This window comes from Micromonospora sp. NPDC048999 (genome assembly GCF_040649295.1).
Classification (GTDB): domain Bacteria; phylum Actinomycetota; class Actinomycetes; order Mycobacteriales; family Micromonosporaceae; genus Micromonospora.
The window spans coordinates 154949-173431 of sequence record NZ_JBEZFI010000008.1 but is presented as its reverse complement, the minus strand read 5'-3'; the positions used below and the strand labels follow the sequence as shown (position 1 = coordinate 173431).

Below are 18483 nucleotides of genomic sequence, written 5' to 3'. Positions count from 1 at the left end.
GGGCAGCAGCGCGTACTCCGGCAGCACGGTCAGGCCGACCAGCGTCAGCGTCGTCCCCTTATCGCTGGAGGCTCGCCGAGCTGGGTGCCGTAGGTGTCGACCAGATGTCTGCGCAGAGCATCAGCGAACCCAGCGCCATCACCGGTACGCAGCCGCTCGGCGAGCGTCTCATGCTCGACGATGATGTCGGTGCACCGGGCGAGGAGCCGGTCGCCGTAGCTGAACAGCAGGAAACGCTGCCGGTCGGCCAGCCGATCGTTGAGCTCGAGCAGGACGTCGTTGCCTGCCGCTTCCACGAAGATGCGGTGGAACTCGATCGTCAACTCGATGAAACGCCGCACGTCATCGGCCTGGAACGCCTCACGCTGTGCCGCGATCAACCGGCACAAGCGCTCGGCGAGCACCTCCCTGACCTCGGCACTGGCCCGGCTGGCCGCGGTGGACTCCAGGATCAGGCGGGCATCCGCCAGGTCTGTCACCGCCCGCTCGCTGAGCCCCTGAACGAGCGCGCCACGCTTGGGGTAGATGACGATCCAACCCTCGTCCTGCAACCGAGCGAGCGCGGTCCGTACCGGAGTGCGGCTGACACCGATCTCGGCGGCCAGGACCTCCTCGCCGAGCATCGTGCCCGTCGGGTAAACGCCGTTGAGGATGCCATGGCGGATCGCCTGGTAGGCGCGTTCGGCTGCACTCGCGCTGATTGCCAACGACGCTCCCATTCACCAAATGTCACCGCCAGACCCGGCCACCCATACAACAAGTATGCATCTGGCGCGTGTGCGCCGACGGCAGCCCCTCGCAGATGCTTGGATCCTCAAGGATGGCGTCCCCCTATCATGGGCGGGGCGATTCGCCGGCTTCGACCCGGTGTGGCGGCGCAGCAGCCGCGTGACGCTTCCGCCAGATACGGATGAGGATCCGTGCGCCGATGGCACCGCCAATCACGATCGCGGCTACGAGAAAGTCGGGTACCGATTCGGTTTTTTGCCGCACCCAGTTTTCCAGCCTGGCCTGGTCGGAGGCGGCGAGGAGGCCGCCCAGCGAGGTGGTGCCGTCGGTGGCCAGGAGCAGGATTCCGATCAAGACGGTGAGCGTGCCGCTGGTGATCCCGGTCCAGGTGTTTCGCCATCGCCCCACGCTGATTCCGCGCGGGCGGACGAGCTGGCGTACGAACGGCAGCCGTCCCCACAACAGGGCCAGGACGAGCAGGGGAAGGGCCATGCCGGCGGCGAAGACGAGCAAGACGATGCCGCCGTAGAAGGCGTTGCCGCCGACGGCGGCGACGGTCAGTACCGCACCAAGCAGGGGGCCGGCGCAGACGCCGGCGAGGCCGTAGATCGTGCCGAGGGCGTAGACGGATGCTGAGGAGGTTCCCTCCAATCCGCTGCGGGAAAGGCCCGGGATCGGGATGTTGGCCAGCATGATCAGCCCGAGCACGATCACCACGGTGGCCGCGACGGTGACGAACATGTCACGGTGCTGGTTGACGAACGCGCCCAGCGTGCCGGCGAGCACTCCCAGGGGCACGAGGGTGGTGATCAGCCCCAGGTAGAACACACCGGTGCGGTTGACCAGCGTGGCAGGGCTGGCGAACGCATAGGAGAAGAAGGCGGGTAGCAGCATCACGGAGCAGGGGCTGAGCAGGGTCAACACGCCCCCGAGCAACGCGCCGAGCAGTCCCAGTTCCACGGGCTACCGCGCCTTCGCGATCGCGTCGTCCAGGTACGTGCGGAACACCTCGATCGGCTGCGCTCCGGCCAGCGCGCTGTCACCGACGACGAAGAAGGGGACGCTGGTGATGCCCAGTTGTTCGGCCGTGGCGTGGCTGGCCTGCGCCGCTGCGCGCAGGTCGGCGTCGGTCAGGTCCGCGGTAAACCGTTCGATGTCGGTAACACCAGCCTTGCGCGCGTAGGCGATCAGTCGCTCACGGGGCAGATCAGGGTGTACGCCGGCGGGGACATCCTTGTACACCGCGCTGAGGTACGCGAAGAACTTGCCCTGGTTGCCGGCGGCGCGCGCGGCGACGGCGCCATCCGTGGACTGTTCTCCGAAATACGCCACGTCATGAACCTCGAGACGAACCTTGCCCGTCTGCACGTACTCCCGCAGCAGCACGGGCAGCGTCTCCCGGTTGAACACCGCGCAGTACGGGCACCGCATGTCGGTCCACTGGACCAGGACCACCGGCGCATCCACGTCGCCGACCGCCATCGGATCGTTCGGATCGCGACGTACCAGCATGAAATCACCGGCATCCCGCGCGCCGTTCGCGCTATCAGCCGTTGGCGGGGCGGTGACCGGGCTCCGGCCGGGTGTGAGCTGAGCCGTCACCACCACACTGAGAAAGACGACGAACGCGACGAGCGCGACCGTGAGGCGCCGGGACCGGCGACGCTCCGCGAACCACACCCGCACCGCCTGGCTGAATCTCTTCACCAACGTAGGATACATGATGCATACAACGGCGCTCCGGGGTCAGTCAGCAATATTGGGCGATCCCGATGCCCTCCTGATGGCAGGCGTCGGTCGCGTGGTGTCCGGAGGGGTGGTCGATGAGGCGCAGGACCTGCACCCTGCCCAGTGGCGGGTGTTGCGGGCCGCGGTACCGTCCACAGGATGCGGCTCAACGCCGCAGCAACCCGGGACCTGAACGACCGCTACGGCCCTCGCCCGTACGGTCCGCTCGGCAGCTGACACGATACGGGGCAGCACGCACTGCCTGCCGATTCGCAGTACGCGGTCAGCGCGGGTCGCTGTGCGGTCTGTGGGGCCAACCGCTGTCAGGAAGCCCGACAGGGCAACCGGTCACTCTGGTGGCCTTTGCGCCTTTCGCGGGTTGCTCCGCCTGCCCGTGGTCTGGTTGTCTGGCCGGCTCAGGGGCGGTGAGGTCATCGAGCGTCACGGCCGGGGGCTTGTACCTGCCACTTCCGATGAAGAGGTCCATGCCCGCCGCGACCGGCAGCCCGACGAGCGCGCCGGGCGCAGACGTCGAGCAGTCCGGGAAAGTTACGCATGCGGTCTGCCCGCTTCTGCAGCAGCAGCACGCCGCCATCGTGTCCAGAAATGACGCAGCGACGCGAAAACATCTGCCGCATCCGCCGCCGAGGTCTAGCATGCGGACATGTGCCGGTACGGCGAGATCACCTACAAGGTCCACTACGTGTGCGTGCCGTGTCGTCGTAGCCACAAGTACGGGTGGAACGACGCGAAGCACCTATGTACGTCGTGTCGGCAGCTGATGGTTTTTGCTGGGCATGACTTCGCGGCGCCCCGGCGGCGGAACGACTCCGGGTGGGCTGCGGTTGCGGCAGTTCTTGGGGCGGGGCTGCGCTACGAGGGTTTCGAGGCGTGCGGGTGTTCGCGGGAGTCGAAGTTTCGGCCACGAACGAGCGCCCAGGTCCGGATGCGACGGCGAGTCGCCAGCCGCCATGGGTTGTCGGACGCTGAGGCACTGGCTGCTCGGGATCCCTACGACCTTGGCTGACAGGGCGCGTCCTGTCGGCGGTCGTCCGCGACGCGTACGACGAGGACGGTTCCGTCCCGGCCCACGGAGACCACGACCCGCGATTCCGGTCAGAGCGCGCCGTCCCTGCCTGACCCGCCGCGGCCGGCTCAACGACTGCTGTTGCGCCGCATCCTGACCAGACGCATGTGTACTGCGGCAACGGCGGCGGCAAGCAGCAGGGCGGCAAGCAGCGGGCCACCAAAGATTACGGTCAGGCCGGCTCCGATGTTCGCGCTGAGTGCCCCGGAGGTCAGTACCCGCCAGCCGAAGCCGACGAGGACGCCGGCCACGACAAGCGGCAACAGCACCCACCACCACCGGGAATCCAGCCGTCGGCTGGGGGTGGCCCACATCAACCAGGCGAGCGCGCCGAGCGCGCCGATGCAGGCCAGGAGGCCGACGATGCGGTCGCCCACGGGACCCAGGCTCAGCGGCCGGATCACGTAGTCCAGCTCGACGCCCTCGGCGGCGAGTTGGCGAGCCGCCGCGTTGCTGAGGTCGCCGATGAGCCACCAGGACGCGACCGGCGTGGCCAGGATCAATACGAGCGCTGCGATGAGAATCGACGTGCGGCCTTGCTTCGTCATCTGTGTCCGCCTTCCCGGGCTCGTGCAAGCGACTGGGAAAGTATGCGGGCGCTGCTGGGACGGGGTCCTGAGCACGGCTACTCAACGGTGGGCCGACGGGCCGGTCGTGCTGATCACCGTCGGTAGTCGGCGGTTTGGTCGAGGTCCAGGGTTGCCGTGGTCTGGGTGGGGCCGAGGTTGAACCGCTCGGTCCGGTCGCCGACGGAAATGGTGTAGTCCCCGAGGAATCCCTCCACGGTGACCGTGCCGTTGGCGTCGGTGCGCATGTCGGTGGGCGGCAACCACCACTCGCCGTTGACGAGTGCTTCGAGCGCGTCGTAGGCCGGCTTGCGGCTGCCGTCGGCGCGGATCAGGCCGGCGGGCGCGCCGAGCCAGGCGCCGTTGTCGGTGAGCCCCCAATAGTTGATCGACTGGACCGCCGGGTGCGCGACCAGGGACCGGTAGTGCCGCACCACCTCCTCGGCCTGCCGGGCCTCGCCCTCGGCGGTCGTCGGCCAGTCCGGGATCTGGTAATCGTTGAGATCCTCGATGTGGGGTGGCATGAGGTGGCCGGAGACCAGCGTGGTCTCGGTCAGGTGCAGCGGCAGACCATATCGGGCGAACCGGTCGAGCATGTGCTGCATGTGCTCTTCGCCCCGGTACCCCTGGTGCATGTGGGTCTGCAGCCCGATCGCGTCGATGCCGACGCCAGCTTCGAGCAACCCCTCGATGAGACATTCGTACGCCGAGCTGAGGTCGAAGTCGTTGAGCACCAGGGTGGCTGCCGGGTTGGCCGCGCGAGCCTCCTCGAATGCCATCCGCACCACGTAGATGCGGCCCCGGGCCCGGGCGAGCCGGGTGATCGCGTTGTCCCCGTTCTCGAAGACGGGCATGATGACCGCCTCGTTGATCGCGTCCCAGACGTCGATGAGTCCCGCGAACCCGCCGACAAGGTCACGGATCCGGGCCCGCAGCAGTCGCTCGACTTCATCGAGGTCGAGGTCGAGCAGCCACGGCGGCTGCACGGTGTGCCAGACGAGCGGATGCCCCTTGACCGTGACGCCGCGGTCGGCCAACCACCGCGCCGTCTTCCTGAGGCGCGCTGCGTCGACGACGCCGCGCCGCGGCTCGTAGCTGCCCCAGTAGAACGGCAGGGTCGCGGTGTTGAAGAGGTTGAGCCACAAGTCGCCCAGCCGATCCAGGTCCCCGTCGTTCGTGCCGCCAAAGCCCTCGATATCCGCGGCCGCCTCCGGCTCGGGGCCGCCGACTAGGCCGACGAAGTCGAAGCCGATGTTGCCGAAGGCGAAGGAGTGCCGTTGCTGGGCAACCGTCACAACCTGGTCGGCGAGCGGCCTGCGGTCAGGCCCGCGGAGGACGAGGGTGGTCCTGCCCATACGGTGCCGCAAGCTGCTGCCAGACATGCCGCTTCTCCTTCGCCGGGTGCGGGATCGTGATCATGCTTCCCGCATGATCGCGCGTCGACCGGGGACCAGCCAAGAGGGTCGATCGGGGCTTCGGTAATTTCGGATGGCCAAAATGATCTTGCCGAAGAGGGCCGACAGCAGGCGTTGGCTTGCCCGTTCGAGTTGTGCGAATCGAATCCTGCCGCCGACCAACCCCTCATTCATACGCGCTCCAATGTGTCATGATCGGGGCCCTTGACTGGGTGTGCGACCTCAACGAGCAGCCCACACGCCAGCGCGGACTCACCCATGCTGTGCCCGCAGGCGCGGTGTCGCGGCTGCTGGTCCTCATGGACGTTGGCCAGCTCGCACCGTCCTGGCGACCGCGTAGCATCTGCTGCCTAACAGATGATCCGCCGCCGCAAGGGCATCCCTGACTTCCCTACCCCTGCCGAGAGGAGGACCGGTGCCCCCGTCCGAGCCCCCCTTCCACCTCTGGATCGCCGCAGACGACTCGCAGACGGTGGTCGCCCTCGCCCCGCTCAAGGTGTCCCGGGCGCCGCTCAAGCAGGAGTGGGGAAGCATCACCGACCTGCGCGCCGTACCGGTGCCCCAGAAGCCACCCAATGTCGCCGGCGTCATCGTGCTCGCCACGCTGACCTTGATCGGCGCCTTGGCGCTGTTCCTCAGCGGTATGCCGCCGCTGGCGGTCTTCGTCCTGGCGGTGCTGGTGTTGGGGCTCGGCTCGGCGACGGCGATGACGCAGGCTGTGCCTTCCCAGGTGGTGGCACCGGAGCAGGCGCCGTACCCGGCGCTCCACCTGACGCTGTACAGGCAGGAGGAGCGCGAGGAATTCCGTGGCCTGGTGAGGCTGGCCGAGCGAGCCGGCCGTGCCCTCCCTGCCGTCGAAAGAGTGATCGAGCCGGCTGAGGGCGGGCGGCTGATCGCACAGGTGTTGTGGGAGGCCGCCGACGTTCTCAGCCGTCGACAGCAGGTTCGCCCTCGGGTCGTCCGCCAGCAGCAGCCCGGACCGAACGCAGTGCCGAACAGTCCCGCCGCCCAGGCGCTGGCCGAACAGCGGGGAAAGGCGTCAGCGCTGTGGGAGGAGACCGAGGCGGAACTGTCCCGGATCCAGACCGCACTCGAGCTCTCGGCCATCGCTGCCGAGAACGCCGCTGACGATCCGAGCGCCCTCATCACGGTTCGTGAGGCGTACCTGGAGTTGACTGACGTGTACGGCGAGCGCTTCTAGAGACAGGCGCAGGAGCACGTCACTGGCGCACCAGCACCCGCAGTGGCGGCGACGCCGGCAACGGGGTCGAGGAAACCGACAACCTACCGGGCGTCGTTGCCGTACGCGGCAGGAACGACCGCGACGGTCCGGTCCTCACGTTCACCCCCCGCTTCATGGGCTCCGTTCGTCCGCGTGGCCCCTTCATCGCGCTGATGAGCGAGCGGTTGCGGTCACGCCTCGGTCCCGGATACTCGCAAGCCGGACCCCGGACCACCTCTGCCGGTCCCCGCGGCCGCTGCCGCAGTCCGGGCCACCGCCATCGCGGTACTTGCCCCAACAGACAAGCGCTCGGCGCTCCCGGGCTGCGTTCGCGGTCTCCGACGATGTTCGGCGGCCCCGGGCGGCACTCGGCGGACTACCACCACTCCGGGACCGAGGCCCGGAAGTCGTCGCTCTGGTCCCGGCCGCCCGAGCCGCAGCCCAGGCCGTGACCGCTTACGGGACACCGCTTCCCGCGAGGCCTTCACCTGACAGCTACGCGTTGACGGGCACCAGCAGCCCAGACGCCGCTGCCGCGCTCGAGCACGTCCTTCGCGTCGAAGCCGCCGCCGCAGCCGACTATCTCACGCCCGGCCTGTCAGGCCGGCACACCGCGGGACGGGGCCCACGACCTGCGATTCCTGTCAGGCTGAGCCGTTCCCGGTGCGGTGAGCGAGCGATTCTGTCAGCAAGCCCCACCGTCTGACGGGATCTGACACGACCTCACAGGACCTGACCCGGCCTTTTCCATCGGCCGGCGACACCAGCCCACCGGTCGCGGACGCTGCCCGAACCCGGGACGGGCGGATTGTGGAGGCCGGACCGGGACTCGAACGGGGACGGCGAGGTCGGTCGTGGGATGAAGGCAGAAACGGGGACGGTGGACGGGGACCGGGACGCGGAGGGCAGAGCGGGACGGGGACTGCGGCGGGGACTTGGACCGGGACGGGACGAGGGCGCAGACGGGACGGGGGCGACGGGACGGGAGTTGGACTCGGGCGGCGACAGCGGGACGGGGACAGCGGGACGGGGACAGCGGGACGGGGACGGTGGGGGAGCGGGACCGTGGGATCGGGGCCGGGACGGGGGACGTGGGAACCGGGACCGGGACCGGGACCGGGACGAGAGCGGAACGGGGACGGGCCTATCGTCACCAAATGGGGTGGAGAACCTGGACGGTGAGCGCGAGCCGTCGTCCTCAGCCCTGGCGGGCGGTGGCGCCGGCGACCACCGCACGAAGCCCGCCGGCAGCGACCGGATGACAGGCATTGCCGGATCGCCGCCAAGTCTTGGCCGCTCACGGAACACCGCTGTCCCGCAAGGCCCTCGTCCGACGGCTACGCGCTGACGGGCACCACCTGTCCGACGCCGCCGCCTCCGCGCTCGTGCACCTCCTGCGTGCCGATGCCACACCACACTCGGCCAGCTCCGCGCGACCTGTCAGACCGGGATTCTGCGTGATAGGACCGCGATCCGCGATTCCGGTCCAGACCGCGCCGCCCCTGCGAGGCGAGCGAGCGCCGCTGTCAGCAGGCCCCGCTGTTCAGACAGAACCAGACAGAACCAGACAGAACCTGACCGGACCTGACAGAACCTGACCGGATCTGACCGGATCTGACCGGACAGGTGCTGACATCAAGGACGCCACTCACCGCCGCCGCGATGGCCGGGGGCGGTTGTTGAACGGCACCCGGCATGAGCACGTTTCGTCACTCGTGATGAGCATAATTTGTGGACAATTCGGATGGGCCGTTACCGCCATGCGCGACGTCGTGGTGATCACCAGGGTGCCTGGCTGATGATCGATCCCGTCTTTCCCGAGCCACGGCGGTCACCATGCGTGATGCCCGATGGCGCGCCGACCCCGCACCGCAGGTGCGGCCAACGCGCCGAGGAGCGGAAGCGGCGCGGGAGCTTCAGAACGCGTACGCGCGACCGCGTGCGTATCCCGACGCGACACCGCTGTCCGCCAACAAGGCCAAGGCCCGTGTCCGCTGGCGCTGCGTTTGTCAGCCCGCGTTTGGGGGCTCGGCTGGGTGCGGCATTGGGGGCTCGTTTGGGGGTGTCCGCGAGACGAGGCCCCAAACGAGTCCTCCGCACCCGGCCTGTCAGGCGGCTGGCCTGCCCAGACCCGGGCCGATGTCGGATCGAAACCAAGATCAGCCTATCCAGACTCCCTATGGGATTCTCTCTCCAAGGGGGCCGAGGAGTTGCTGCACGGCGGCTGGGTCCAGGTCGACGTAGAGCGCCACGGCCACATCCATGAGTCGCCAGGGAGGTATCCGGCGGCCGAGGAGGCGCTCAGCTGACTGGCCGGTGGCGTCGTGGCGCAGCAGCCCGCGAGGATGGGCAACGCCTCACCGCCGGAAACCCCGGCCCGGTTCAGCGAGACGGCGAGCGCCCTCGGGTCGGTGAGCACCCGTGCCAGGTCGCCGGGTAGCTCACCCGGCGTGGTGGTTCCGGCTGCGGCGACGGCCTCGGGCAGGTTGTAGCCGGCGGCCACGAGGGTGGCCACGGCGGGAAAGGCTCCCTGGGCACAGCCGTCGCCGCGGGCGGCGTTGAGTGCGGTCGCGGCGCTGACTCCGGCGAGCCGCCGCCAGCGGGTACGGACGACGTACTGCGGCACGACCGTCGGGGGTGGCTCCACCGTCCGCCACTCAGCCCCGCGTAACGTCCCCGGCGCAGGGCGACCCGGCCCCAGATCCGCCACCATGGCGTTGGCGGGAATCCTGGGCTCGGCGGGCACCGGGACCAGAGCTGGCTTGAATCCTTGTTCGGGCGGGCGAAAGTTCAATTTCATGACAGCCGGCTTGACCCCTTGCACGATCCCGGGCGGTTCGAAGGGCGGCGGCAGGAGCACTGGTTCCGGCGGGACGGGAATGGTCGGATCCAGTGGCCAGAACGCGACCAGGTTCGGCTGCTCCGTGGGGAGGCCCACCATGCATCGGCGGATCTCGGTGGGGTCCAGCGCCGCCCTCCACAGCGACACGGCGAACATGTGTCCCTGGAAGAAGCGTTCGGTCGCGGGACCTCGGGCGCCGATCGACCAGGGCGCCGGTACGTCCGGTGGGCCGACCGGCATGGCCGTGCTGGCGATCTGGATTCCGTTGCGGTGAAGGCGCCACGTCGCGCCGTCGTAGCTGCCCGCCAGGTGCACCCACCGCCCCAGGTCGCCGACGGGGATCGGCGCTTCGGCAAACGAGTCCGGCGCCCAACAGCCGATCTGGTATCGCCCGTCGTTGAGGCGGAAGTAGATCTCGGCGCGGGGCCGGTCGGTGTAGCCGTGCGCCACGATGTTGCGGATGCCGTCGCTGGCCTCTGGGCGGATCCAGGCCATCACGGTCAGCGCCGGGAACTTCTCCATCTTGCTGGGGGTGCCCAGGTCGACGCTGGCGTTCGTACCGTTGAAGTAGAGGCCGCGGAACGTCGGGGTTGGCGGGACCGGTGGCGGCGTCGGCGCCGCCTGTTCCAGGGCCGCGAGGCGGCTGAGGATCTCCGTCAGCGCGGGGATCTGGTCCGGCCCGAGCGGGCCCACGATCCGCTGCGCCGGGATCGGACCGACGTCGGGCTGCGGCTGTGGCGCCGGGACGCGCGCCGGATTGAGTACGCCGGAGGTGATCTGGCTCGCGTCGATCGGCGGGAGCCGATCGGGCCTGACCTTCGCCATCCCCCCGACCGTCGTGTTCACCGAGACGGTTAGGGACGCCTCTGACCCTTCGGCCGCCTCGGCAGCGGTCACCCCTACCATGGCGAGCACGACCGTCGATTCCGGCAGCTCCTGGCGCTGGGGTACGACCAGCGAGAACACGGGTTCCGGCCGGGCCTGGTCGGCCGCCCCGGGCACTGGTTCCTCGCCGAACCCGATAACAATCAGCCGGCCGTCGGTTTCCCCGGGAGTGAGGTGAGCCAGGTGGGCGGGCAGCGGCAGCGTGAACTGGCCGTCGACCGCGGTGATCGGGCCCCCTTCGAACTGGGCGTGCTCGACGAGCTGAATCAACCGGCCCTGGTCGTCGAGCGCCGCCCCCGGCGACACCGTCACGCTCGGGACGGCGCCGACGACGACGGGCGACGGGCCGGGGGCGACGGTGAGCCCGGTCAGCACGCCATCCGTACAGAAGACACGGGTCTGCAACTGGCTGCTCGCGACATGCGCGGGCTGCTCGCGAACGAAGTCGTCCACAGCGGTGAGCCGGTTGAGGATCTCCGACAGCGCAGGGATCTGCTCCGGCCCGAGCGGGCCGACGATCCGCTCCGCCGGTATCGGACCGTCGTCCGGCTGCGTCGCCGGAACGCGAGCGGGGTCGAGCACCCCGGAGGTGATCTGGCTCGCGTCGATCGGCGGAAGCCGTCCTGGGCTGAGCGTGGCCGTCCACCCGACCGCCGGGTCCACGGTGACGGCCAGGGGCATGTCGCCCGGCGTTCCGGGCTGCCCGGCAGCGCCCGCGGCGGTCAGGGTCACCTCGGCGAGCATGACCGACTCCGGCGGTTCCTGGCGCTGGGGTACGACCAGCGAGAACACGGGTGCCGGCCGGGCTTGGTTGGCTGCCCCGGGCACCGGCTCCTCGCGGAACCCGACGACAAGTTGCACGCTGACTTGCTCCCCGGGGGAGACGGGACGCGGCGCGTGCAGCGGCAGCGTGAACTGGCCGCCGACTGCGGAAACTGCGGCCCCCTCGAACTCGGCGCGGTCGACCAGCAGGATCAACCGGCCCTGGTCGTCGAGCGCCGCCCCCGGCGACACCGTCACGCTCGCGACGGCGCCCGTGCCGGCCGGCGACGGCCCGGGGGTGACGGTGAAGCCGGTCAGGATCCCGGGCCTGAAAAGGACGCCGGTCTGCAACTGCCGGCTGGCGACGTGCAGGGTCTGCTCGCGGACGAAGTCGTCCACCTTGAGCACCTGATTGTTCTGGTAGACCGGCCGCAGGATCAGCGGTGGCGGGCCGTCGGTCACGTTCCTGTCCTTTCCTGCATGCCGTCCGCGCGCAGCCTGGTGCTCACGTGGAGAGGCGGGTGTTGAAGCCGACCCGGCTCCGACCGATGGTCAGCCACGTCGGTACGTCCGTCGTCGCGTACACCCAGTCGCCCCGGATGCCGTCGCGGTTGTAGCCGTCGTACCTGACTCGAAGGGACGCCAGGTAGTCGGCGAAGTCCCCGGCCTCGCGGTCGCCGACGCCTCGGAGTTGATCAACAGCCTCGTCGATCCTGGCAAGAACCTGAGGCCGGATGAAGGTGATCCCGGTGACGGCGGTCTGGATCCGGGCGTTCATCCGGTAGTCGACGTCGGCGCCGAAGTCCACGGGCCGGACCTCCGGGAACGTCGGGTCGGGAACGTCCAGCAGCAGCGTCCCGCTCGGGTCACCGGCCTCTCCGGAGAGGTACTGGAGGTGGCAGGAGAGGCACCCGGTGTCCTGTCGATCGGCGTCGGGCACGTTCCAGATGACCGTGGTGGCCGCTTGGCCGGCGTCGTCGAGGGTGGTGCGCAGGGCCGAGGCGGTGATCCGCCGGCACACCTCGTCGATCTGTCGAGTGACGTCATTGACCGCCTCCTCCACCTGGGCCCTGATGGCGCGTACCCGCTCGCGGGCTTCCTCCTTCTTGCTGTCGCCGCCGCCGAACCAACTCTTGATCTCGTCCCAGATCTGTTCAAAGAAGCTGACCACGGCGGCGACGCCCAGAAGAGCCACGGCGACCAGTGCGCCGGCCAGTTCGGCCGCGGCCGCGATGGTCTCGGCGACGACGGTCTTGGCCACCTGCGCGAGTGCCTTGGCCACCTCCTCCAACGCCTCCTCCAACGCGCGGCAGATGAACCGGGCGAACGCCGACGCGCCACCTCGGCGGCCCGCCTCAAAGGCGAGTGCCTCGTACGTGGCAGGCTGGGCGATAACCGACTGAGCGATGTCCGCGACGCTGTCGAACAGCGACAGCCAGATGCTGCGGGGCAGCTCGTCCAGGCTGCCCGGGATGTCAAAGACCGCCGCGAAGCTGATCGAGTTTTCCACGATGGAATGGCCATCTACCTCTAGCGCGTAGGCCAGCTTCAGGGGCACCCGCATGGTGCTGGGGCCCTGCCGGGTCGGGTTGCCGTCCAGCGCCGGGGTGATTCGGGCCCGCAGCGTCTCGCCGAGCCATTCCTCGACGATCTTCCCGCACGAGCCGAAGGGTGGGTTGAGTAGGTAACGAAACCGGTCCAGCATGTCCAGCGCGCCATCCGGCAGGCCGCTGATCTCTGTGATCCGGAAGCCCGAGTCGCCACCACCGCCCCGCCCCCAGGTGAATGCCACGCCCAGTCGCACGTCGACGGGATGGTCGTGGAGGGGCAGGCGGACGCCGGGCAGCTCCGCCGTCACCCGGCCGGCGAAGACGTTGCGGCCGGTGTCGTACTCGGCAAGGATCTTCCCCTGGATCGGGGTCCGCAGGATGCTCACCGTGGTACGCACCCGCAGGTAGCTGCCACGGCTCGCGTTGGCGAATTCCAGCTCCAGCTGGTCGAGGGTGACGAAGTCGAAGACGTCGATCGCGTTGGGGGTGGTGGTGGTCATCGTGGTCTCGCCGTTCGATGCGACCAGGGAGACCACAAAGTCGTACCGGCCGAACAGCCGCAACGTACCCTCTACCCGGTAGCCGGGCCGGAACGTGACCGACGCTGCGTCCGGTGCCGGCGGATAGTCGTAGGTGTAGTTCTCCCTTTCTCCCGTGGGCACCTCTAACCAGTAGAGATGCCCGGCGCGGAACGCGAGTTGGTCGGTCACCATGGCCGCCCATCGCACGACACCACCCAGGATCTGGCTGAGGAACTCGGTCATGGTGATCGGATGGTCGGCGGACAGTTGGACCAGCACCAGCCGTACGTCGCCGTCCTCCAGCACCATCGCGCCGGTCAGCCTCAGTCCCAGCCCGGGTAAGACCGCGGTGGCTCGCACCGCGAGGTCGACAGCGGTCTCGCCCGCATGTGGTCCGGCGGGCCGCCGGTAGATCCTTCCTTCCGCGGCCAGATCCGTCAGCGTCACCCCGGTCAGGCCGAGCGGGTTGTCGATCTGGGTCGTGACAGCCTCGGGGGAGGACCCGCCGATCTCGTCGAACGGCACGTCCGCCCCGACGACGAAGCGCGCCTCACCCGGTGCGACAGCCAGAAATCCACGGAGCCGAATCGGCTGGCCGCCGGCATCGAAGGCGAGCGTGTACAGCAGGAACAAGGTGCTGGTCGTCGTCATCGCTGACCCGCGGGTGGTACGCGCATGTCGCTGCCTTCGATGTCCGTGGCGAGTGTGGCCGACGCGGCGGCTACGCCTTCGGTGCGTCGTCCTTGACCACCTGGAGATACACGCCCTTGACCGCCAGCTTGTCGTCGATCAGGTTGATCACCTCGTCGTCCGACCACACGGCGGCCATCCCGAGCGTGAAGGAGGTCGCCTTCCGCTTGTCCTGCGGCAGGTCCACTCCCTTGTCGTCCTTGGTGGGCGGAATCGTGAGGTTGAACTTCTCGATGGAGACGTTGAGGGTTCCGAGCTTGTCGGCGATCGAGTCCAGCGGGTCGGGAAGCGACGGCATCGAGAAGCCCGACGCGCCAAAGTTACGATCCAGGAAGCCCACGAGTTCACCCGGCGTACCGAGCGATACCGGCTCGGCCAGCGTGTACCTCGCGCCCTTCTTGAGCGCGTCCGACACATCCTGGGGCGCCAGCAGCACCTCCTTGCCATCGATGCTCAGCACCAAGCCCGCGGTAGCCGTAGTCGTCATGGTTCGTCCATTCAGGGCATAAGGGGAAGGAGGCGTCACCGCGTTCGACCGGCGGGACGTCGCATGACGCTAGCAGCGTCAACCCCGGATTGCCATGAGGAACTTTCGCGTCGCAACTGATGCCTGGGGCCCATGTCTTCCCACGTCAAAGGGCAGAGTTGGGCGTGGAACGCGGCGACACCGCCCCCTGTCGGTTACCCGATCAGCGGCCATCGCCGGTCAGCCGGGCGAGGAGGAAGAACGGCGGGTAGACGGCGATGTCGACCACCAGTCGGCCGCCGGCGAGGGCGCGCTCAGCCCAGCCGTCGGTCGCCTGGGGGTTCGCTTCTATTTCGGCACGTAGTCCTGTCCGTCGAAATGGTAGACCGTGACGTGCGTCGTCCCGTCCGCGCACGATGGTGTGCAGTCGTTGACCTCGTGACGGACGAAATACTGCCCGGAGCGGGAGTCGTATGCCAACACCGCGCCGTAGAAGCGGGCGTCGTATCCGGTGTCCGGGTCGGGGAGCGTGCCGAAGTCCTCGAAGCCACCGCTGATCGGCCGCAGGATGATTACCCCGTCGTACCGGCCGGGATTGAAGATGACGAACACGTTGCCGGTGGCGTCCATCGTGGGCGCAGGTAGCTCCGCTGACTCCCAACGAACGGCGTAGTCCGCCTGCCACACCACGGCGCCTCCGGCGTCGAAGACCAGGAGAGCCGACTGCGCGTCATCGGACAGAGCGACGACGAGGGTCACCGGTCCCCAGGAGGGGTGGGCGAAGCTGTACTGCCCGGTGATGCGACAGCCCGGACAGCCCGCCGTGGCCACGTCCGCCGACGTCACCGTCGGTGCGACCGGCGCCGGTGGGCCCGAGGGCGACGCGGAGGGTGACGGCGTGGGGCCTGGGTCAGGTGCCGGCCCGTACGCCTCCGGGGCGAACGCGGTCGGCGGGAGGGCCATGCAGTATTGACCCATCGCCTGCAGGGCGGTGCCAGCCCGGCGGTTGTCGCCCGCGAGCAACGCGTCGCCCGCTTCGGTCGACATTTTCCGCAAGACGGGGTCGGGCGCGGCGCGCGATACGACGACCATGTCGGTCTGTTGGCGCGCGAACGTCTCGCCGACCGCGTCGGTGAGATTGATGTCGCGGCCGAAGCTGGTTATCTGGGTGCAAGCTTCGATCATCGTCGCCGGCCTGTCGAGTTGCCGGTTGAGCCAGCCCTCTACCTCGGATCCGGCGACGAGCTTGCCCGAGCTGAACTGCCCGACGAGCCAGGACTGCACCGCTGTGTATCCGTAGAACGTGATGGCGAGGAAGACGGGCAGGAAGAGCGCGACGGTGGCGGATCGCCCCCGGGCCGGCCGCGGGATTCGGGGCTTGCCGGAGACGGTTTGGGCGATGCTGCGCGCGAGACTGCCGAGGAGGACGGCCGGGATGGTCGGGATCGCCATGCCGGAGAGCAGCAGCATGACCCGCCCGCCCTCGATGATCTTCGGGAAGGTGGTCGTGGTCAGGCAGTACCATCCTTCCTGACCGAGGCCGCAGATGGCGAGAGTCATGTGTGCGAAGGCGATCGGCACCGCGCAGAGCGCGGGAATGATCAGGGCGAGCAGGCCGGACGCGAGCGCCACGCCGGTACGGCCGCGACCACCAGAGCACAGGCCGTGGACGAATCCCACGAGCAACGCGGTGACGGCGGCTGCGGCGACGAGCAGGAGCAGCGGGCCGTAAAAGGCGGTGTCCTTGCCGGCGGCCGCCGCGGCGACGAGGCCGCGCTTGAGCGCCGGGTAGAACGGGATCCCGATGAGCGCGAAGCCGATGGTGAGGACGCCGCTCAGGACGAGGACGGATACCAGCGGGGTACGCGGTCCGTGCCAGACGACCACGAGGTAGGCGCAGGCCCAGAGGACCGTCAACTGCAGTACGGGGTTGAGGGCGACGGCGAAAAGAACGACGCCGAGCGCGTGCAGGCTGGGCGTGCCGTCGACGATGAGCGAGTTCATCAGGAACCAGAACGCGAGCCACAACGCGACGACGACGGCGGACTGCAGGACGCCGAGCCGGTAGGCCCGCCGGTCGTTGGCCCCGTGGCGCAGCCGGGAGAGCGCGCCGAGCATCGTCCAGCGCAGATACGCCTGGGTGAGCAGAAGCAACAGGAGGCCGCTGAGCGCACCCACCAGGGGTGCTGCGGTCACGAGGATCCCCCAGGTCAGCACCAGCGGGAACGGCGGGGCGGCGTACTGGGCGGCGAGGACGCCGAGGGTGAAGGCCACGGCGAACGGCCAGGTGCGGGGTGGACGGGTATTGAGGAGGACGCTGCTCTGCGCGGCCCGCCACACCATGCCGGTGATCACACCGGCGACGAGGCTGCCGAACAGGAGCGCCACGATCCAGCCGCGAAGCTCGGTGTTGTCCAACGGGTTGACGAGCGTGACGATGAAGTAGGCGGGCAGATACCCGAAGCCGAGCAGCAGCCCGGTCGCCGCCCCGGTCGTGGGGCTGAGCTGATGCAGTCGTGGGGCACCGCGCAGGACTGCCAGCCGGTGGCTCGTGCGCGGGTGGTGCACGGATCGCAGATGCCAGCGCAGCCAGCCTCGCAGCCCCGGCATCGCGGGCCGGTCCGGGATGGTCGCCAGCACCTCGACCAGCTCGTCCGCGGGGGACGCCCGCGCCACCCGCAGGTCGGCGTAGTACTCGCGGGTGCGCAGCACCGCCACGCGGACCAGCCACAGCAGGGCCACGAGGATTGCCAGCCGCCAGGCGAGGTTCGCGAATCCCGCCGGGCGGAGCAGGCCCAGCACCAGCAGGGGCGCGGCGACGACCGTGAGGAACGCCCACCACACGGCGATGGCGACGGAGGTCAGGTCGACGTCGCGGTTCGCGACGTGGCCCAGCTCGTGGGCCAGGACCGCCCGGAGTGTCGCCTGCCCCTGCGGCGTGGCCCGCAGTAACCGCGCGTCGAGCAGGATGCGGTAGCGCGGGAGCCGGCCGAAGGTCCGAGCGAGCCCGACCAGCGGCGCGATGCTCACGTAGATCCGTACTGGGCGGGGGGACTGCGCGATCATCTCGTGTACCACGGCCACGGCGGGCACGTCACCGACCCGGTCCAGCGGCACGGCGCCGCGGCGCAGCACCAGCCAGGGCGTGAGCAGGTAGAAAATCCCCGTGACGATCATCAGGAGGAGGCTCGGTGCCGTGAGGTAGGCGGCGGTGCGTAGGGCGACCCCTTGGTAGCAGGCGTCGAACGTGTCGACGAGTTCCGCCGGGGTCGCGGTCTCCACGGTCGCGTACGCCTGCGCGCCGCATTGAAAGACGCTGGCGCCGATGCGCACGTGGTATTGCGTGAAGATCCAGTTGTACGCGTACGCCGCACTGACCAGGGCCGTCAGGATGAGCAGCAGGAACCGACCGGCGGTCGCGGGCGGCAGCCGGAACGCGTCGGCGGCGCTGAGCCGCCCGGCGGTAACCGCGCCTGCGTGAGCATCGGGCACGACGTGCTCGGGTGATTCGGTCACGACGCACCGATGAGTTTGGCCGCCAGGTTGATGGCCAGTCGGGTACCGACGTCGTCGGAGAGGCCGTTGGTGCGCGCGAGATGCTTGACCAGGCCGGCGATGGCGTCGGCCTCGGTGGGCGTGAGCTTCGGCAGCGGCGCTGCCTCCGCCTGCGGCGCCGCCGTGGTGAGCTGCCGCGCGAGCCGCCGCCGGGCCGCCCAGCGTCCGAGCCCGGTGAGCTTGCGCTCGGTCATCCCACTCAGCATGTTGGTCGCGACTCCGTTGAAAACGATCAGGGTGATCGAGGCGACGAGTTGCCCGGTCTCGATCGCACCGAAACCGAGCGCGGCGTCGTGGCCCTTGCCGAGCAGGACGCCCTGCACCGTTGCCCGGCGGGAGGCCGCGCTGTCGTAGAAGCCGCGCGTCACCGTGGGGATCAGGTCGACTTCCTCCGGAGCGATGTCGGCGACGATGTCCTGTACGGCGGCAGCGATGGTCGACACCGGCCGACGATATCTACGCGCA

At 69.2% G+C, this 18483-nt stretch carries 11 protein-coding genes and 1 pseudogene; 2 read left to right on the top strand and 10 right to left on the bottom strand.

The window, feature by feature from the left end:
* Positions 1–44 precede the first annotated feature (44 nt).
* The 5 genes from AB0C02_RS13300 to AB0C02_RS13280 all read right to left on the bottom strand — a co-directional run bounded on the left by AB0C02_RS13300 (position 45) and on the right by AB0C02_RS13280 (position 5492).
* A complete protein-coding gene (locus AB0C02_RS13300; RefSeq protein ID WP_357547729.1) occupies positions 45–707 on the bottom strand; it encodes a GntR family transcriptional regulator in 663 nt (220 codons plus the stop codon).
* A gap of 127 nt (positions 708–834) precedes the next feature.
* On the bottom strand, positions 835–1689 hold the full coding sequence (locus tag AB0C02_RS13295) for a cytochrome c biogenesis protein CcdA (protein ID WP_357547728.1): 855 nt from the start codon (positions 1687–1689) through the stop codon (positions 835–837).
* A gap of 3 nt (positions 1690–1692) precedes the next feature.
* Entirely contained in the window at positions 1693–2409 is a 717-nt protein-coding gene (locus AB0C02_RS13290; RefSeq protein WP_357547727.1) for a thioredoxin domain-containing protein, read from the bottom strand.
* A gap of 1203 nt (positions 2410–3612) precedes the next feature.
* Positions 3613–4092 carry a hypothetical protein gene (locus tag AB0C02_RS13285; protein WP_357547726.1) on the bottom strand — a complete coding sequence of 160 codons (480 nt, stop codon included), beginning with the start codon at positions 4090–4092 and terminating at the stop codon, positions 3613–3615.
* 113 nt (positions 4093–4205) lie between these two features.
* Positions 4206–5492 (bottom strand): endo-1,4-beta-xylanase, encoded by a 1287-nt coding sequence (locus AB0C02_RS13280; protein WP_357547725.1) that lies wholly within the window; start codon positions 5490–5492, stop codon positions 4206–4208.
* Positions 5493–5997: 505 nt separating this feature from the next.
* On the opposite strand from AB0C02_RS13280, the gene AB0C02_RS13275 reads away from it, so the two are divergent.
* Both AB0C02_RS13275 and AB0C02_RS13270 read left to right on the top strand, forming a co-directional pair.
* Positions 5998–6726: a hypothetical protein gene (locus AB0C02_RS13275; RefSeq protein WP_357547724.1), complete on the top strand. Its 729-nt coding sequence runs from the start codon at positions 5998–6000 to the stop codon at positions 6724–6726.
* A gap of 20 nt (positions 6727–6746) precedes the next feature.
* Positions 6747–6875: pseudogene (locus AB0C02_RS13270) on the top strand (DUF397 domain-containing protein); the annotation flags it as partial.
* A gap of 2036 nt (positions 6876–8911) precedes the next feature.
* Here the strand turns inward: AB0C02_RS13270 and AB0C02_RS13265 are convergent.
* The 5 genes from AB0C02_RS13265 to AB0C02_RS13245 form a co-directional block, all read right to left on the bottom strand.
* Positions 8912–11698, bottom strand: a complete 2787-nt coding sequence (locus tag AB0C02_RS13265) for a LamG domain-containing protein (RefSeq protein ID WP_357547723.1) — start codon at positions 11696–11698, stop codon at positions 8912–8914.
* Positions 11699–11741: 43 nt separating this feature from the next.
* Complete coding sequence (locus tag AB0C02_RS13260) at positions 11742–13958, bottom strand: hypothetical protein (RefSeq protein WP_357547722.1); 2217 nt, start codon at positions 13956–13958, stop codon at positions 11742–11744.
* 70 nt (positions 13959–14028) lie between these two features.
* On the bottom strand, positions 14029–14457 hold the full coding sequence (locus tag AB0C02_RS13255; RefSeq protein WP_357547721.1) for a hypothetical protein: 429 nt from the start codon (positions 14455–14457) through the stop codon (positions 14029–14031).
* A 354-nt stretch (positions 14458–14811) separates the two neighbouring features.
* A complete protein-coding gene (locus AB0C02_RS13250) occupies positions 14812–17979 on the bottom strand; it encodes a M56 family metallopeptidase (RefSeq protein WP_357547720.1) in 3168 nt (1055 codons plus the stop codon).
* Complete coding sequence (locus AB0C02_RS13245; protein WP_357547719.1) at positions 17976–18461, bottom strand: hypothetical protein; 486 nt, start codon at positions 18459–18461, stop codon at positions 17976–17978. Before AB0C02_RS13245 ends, AB0C02_RS13250 begins: the two co-directional genes overlap by 4 nt.
* Between the last annotated feature and the right edge of the window lie 22 nt (positions 18462–18483).

Excerpts from the sequence above, each read along its gene's own strand:
- AB0C02_RS13285 (WP_357547726.1), bottom strand. The coding sequence starts at position 4,092 with ATGACGAAGCAAGGCCGCACGTCGATTCTCATCGCAGCGCTCGTATTG.
- AB0C02_RS13280 (WP_357547725.1), bottom strand. The coding sequence starts at position 5,492 with ATGTCTGGCAGCAGCTTGCGGCACCGTATGGGCAGGACCACCCTCGTC.
- AB0C02_RS13260 (WP_357547722.1), bottom strand. The coding sequence starts at position 13,958 with ATGACGACGACCAGCACCTTGTTCCTGCTGTACACGCTCGCCTTCGAT.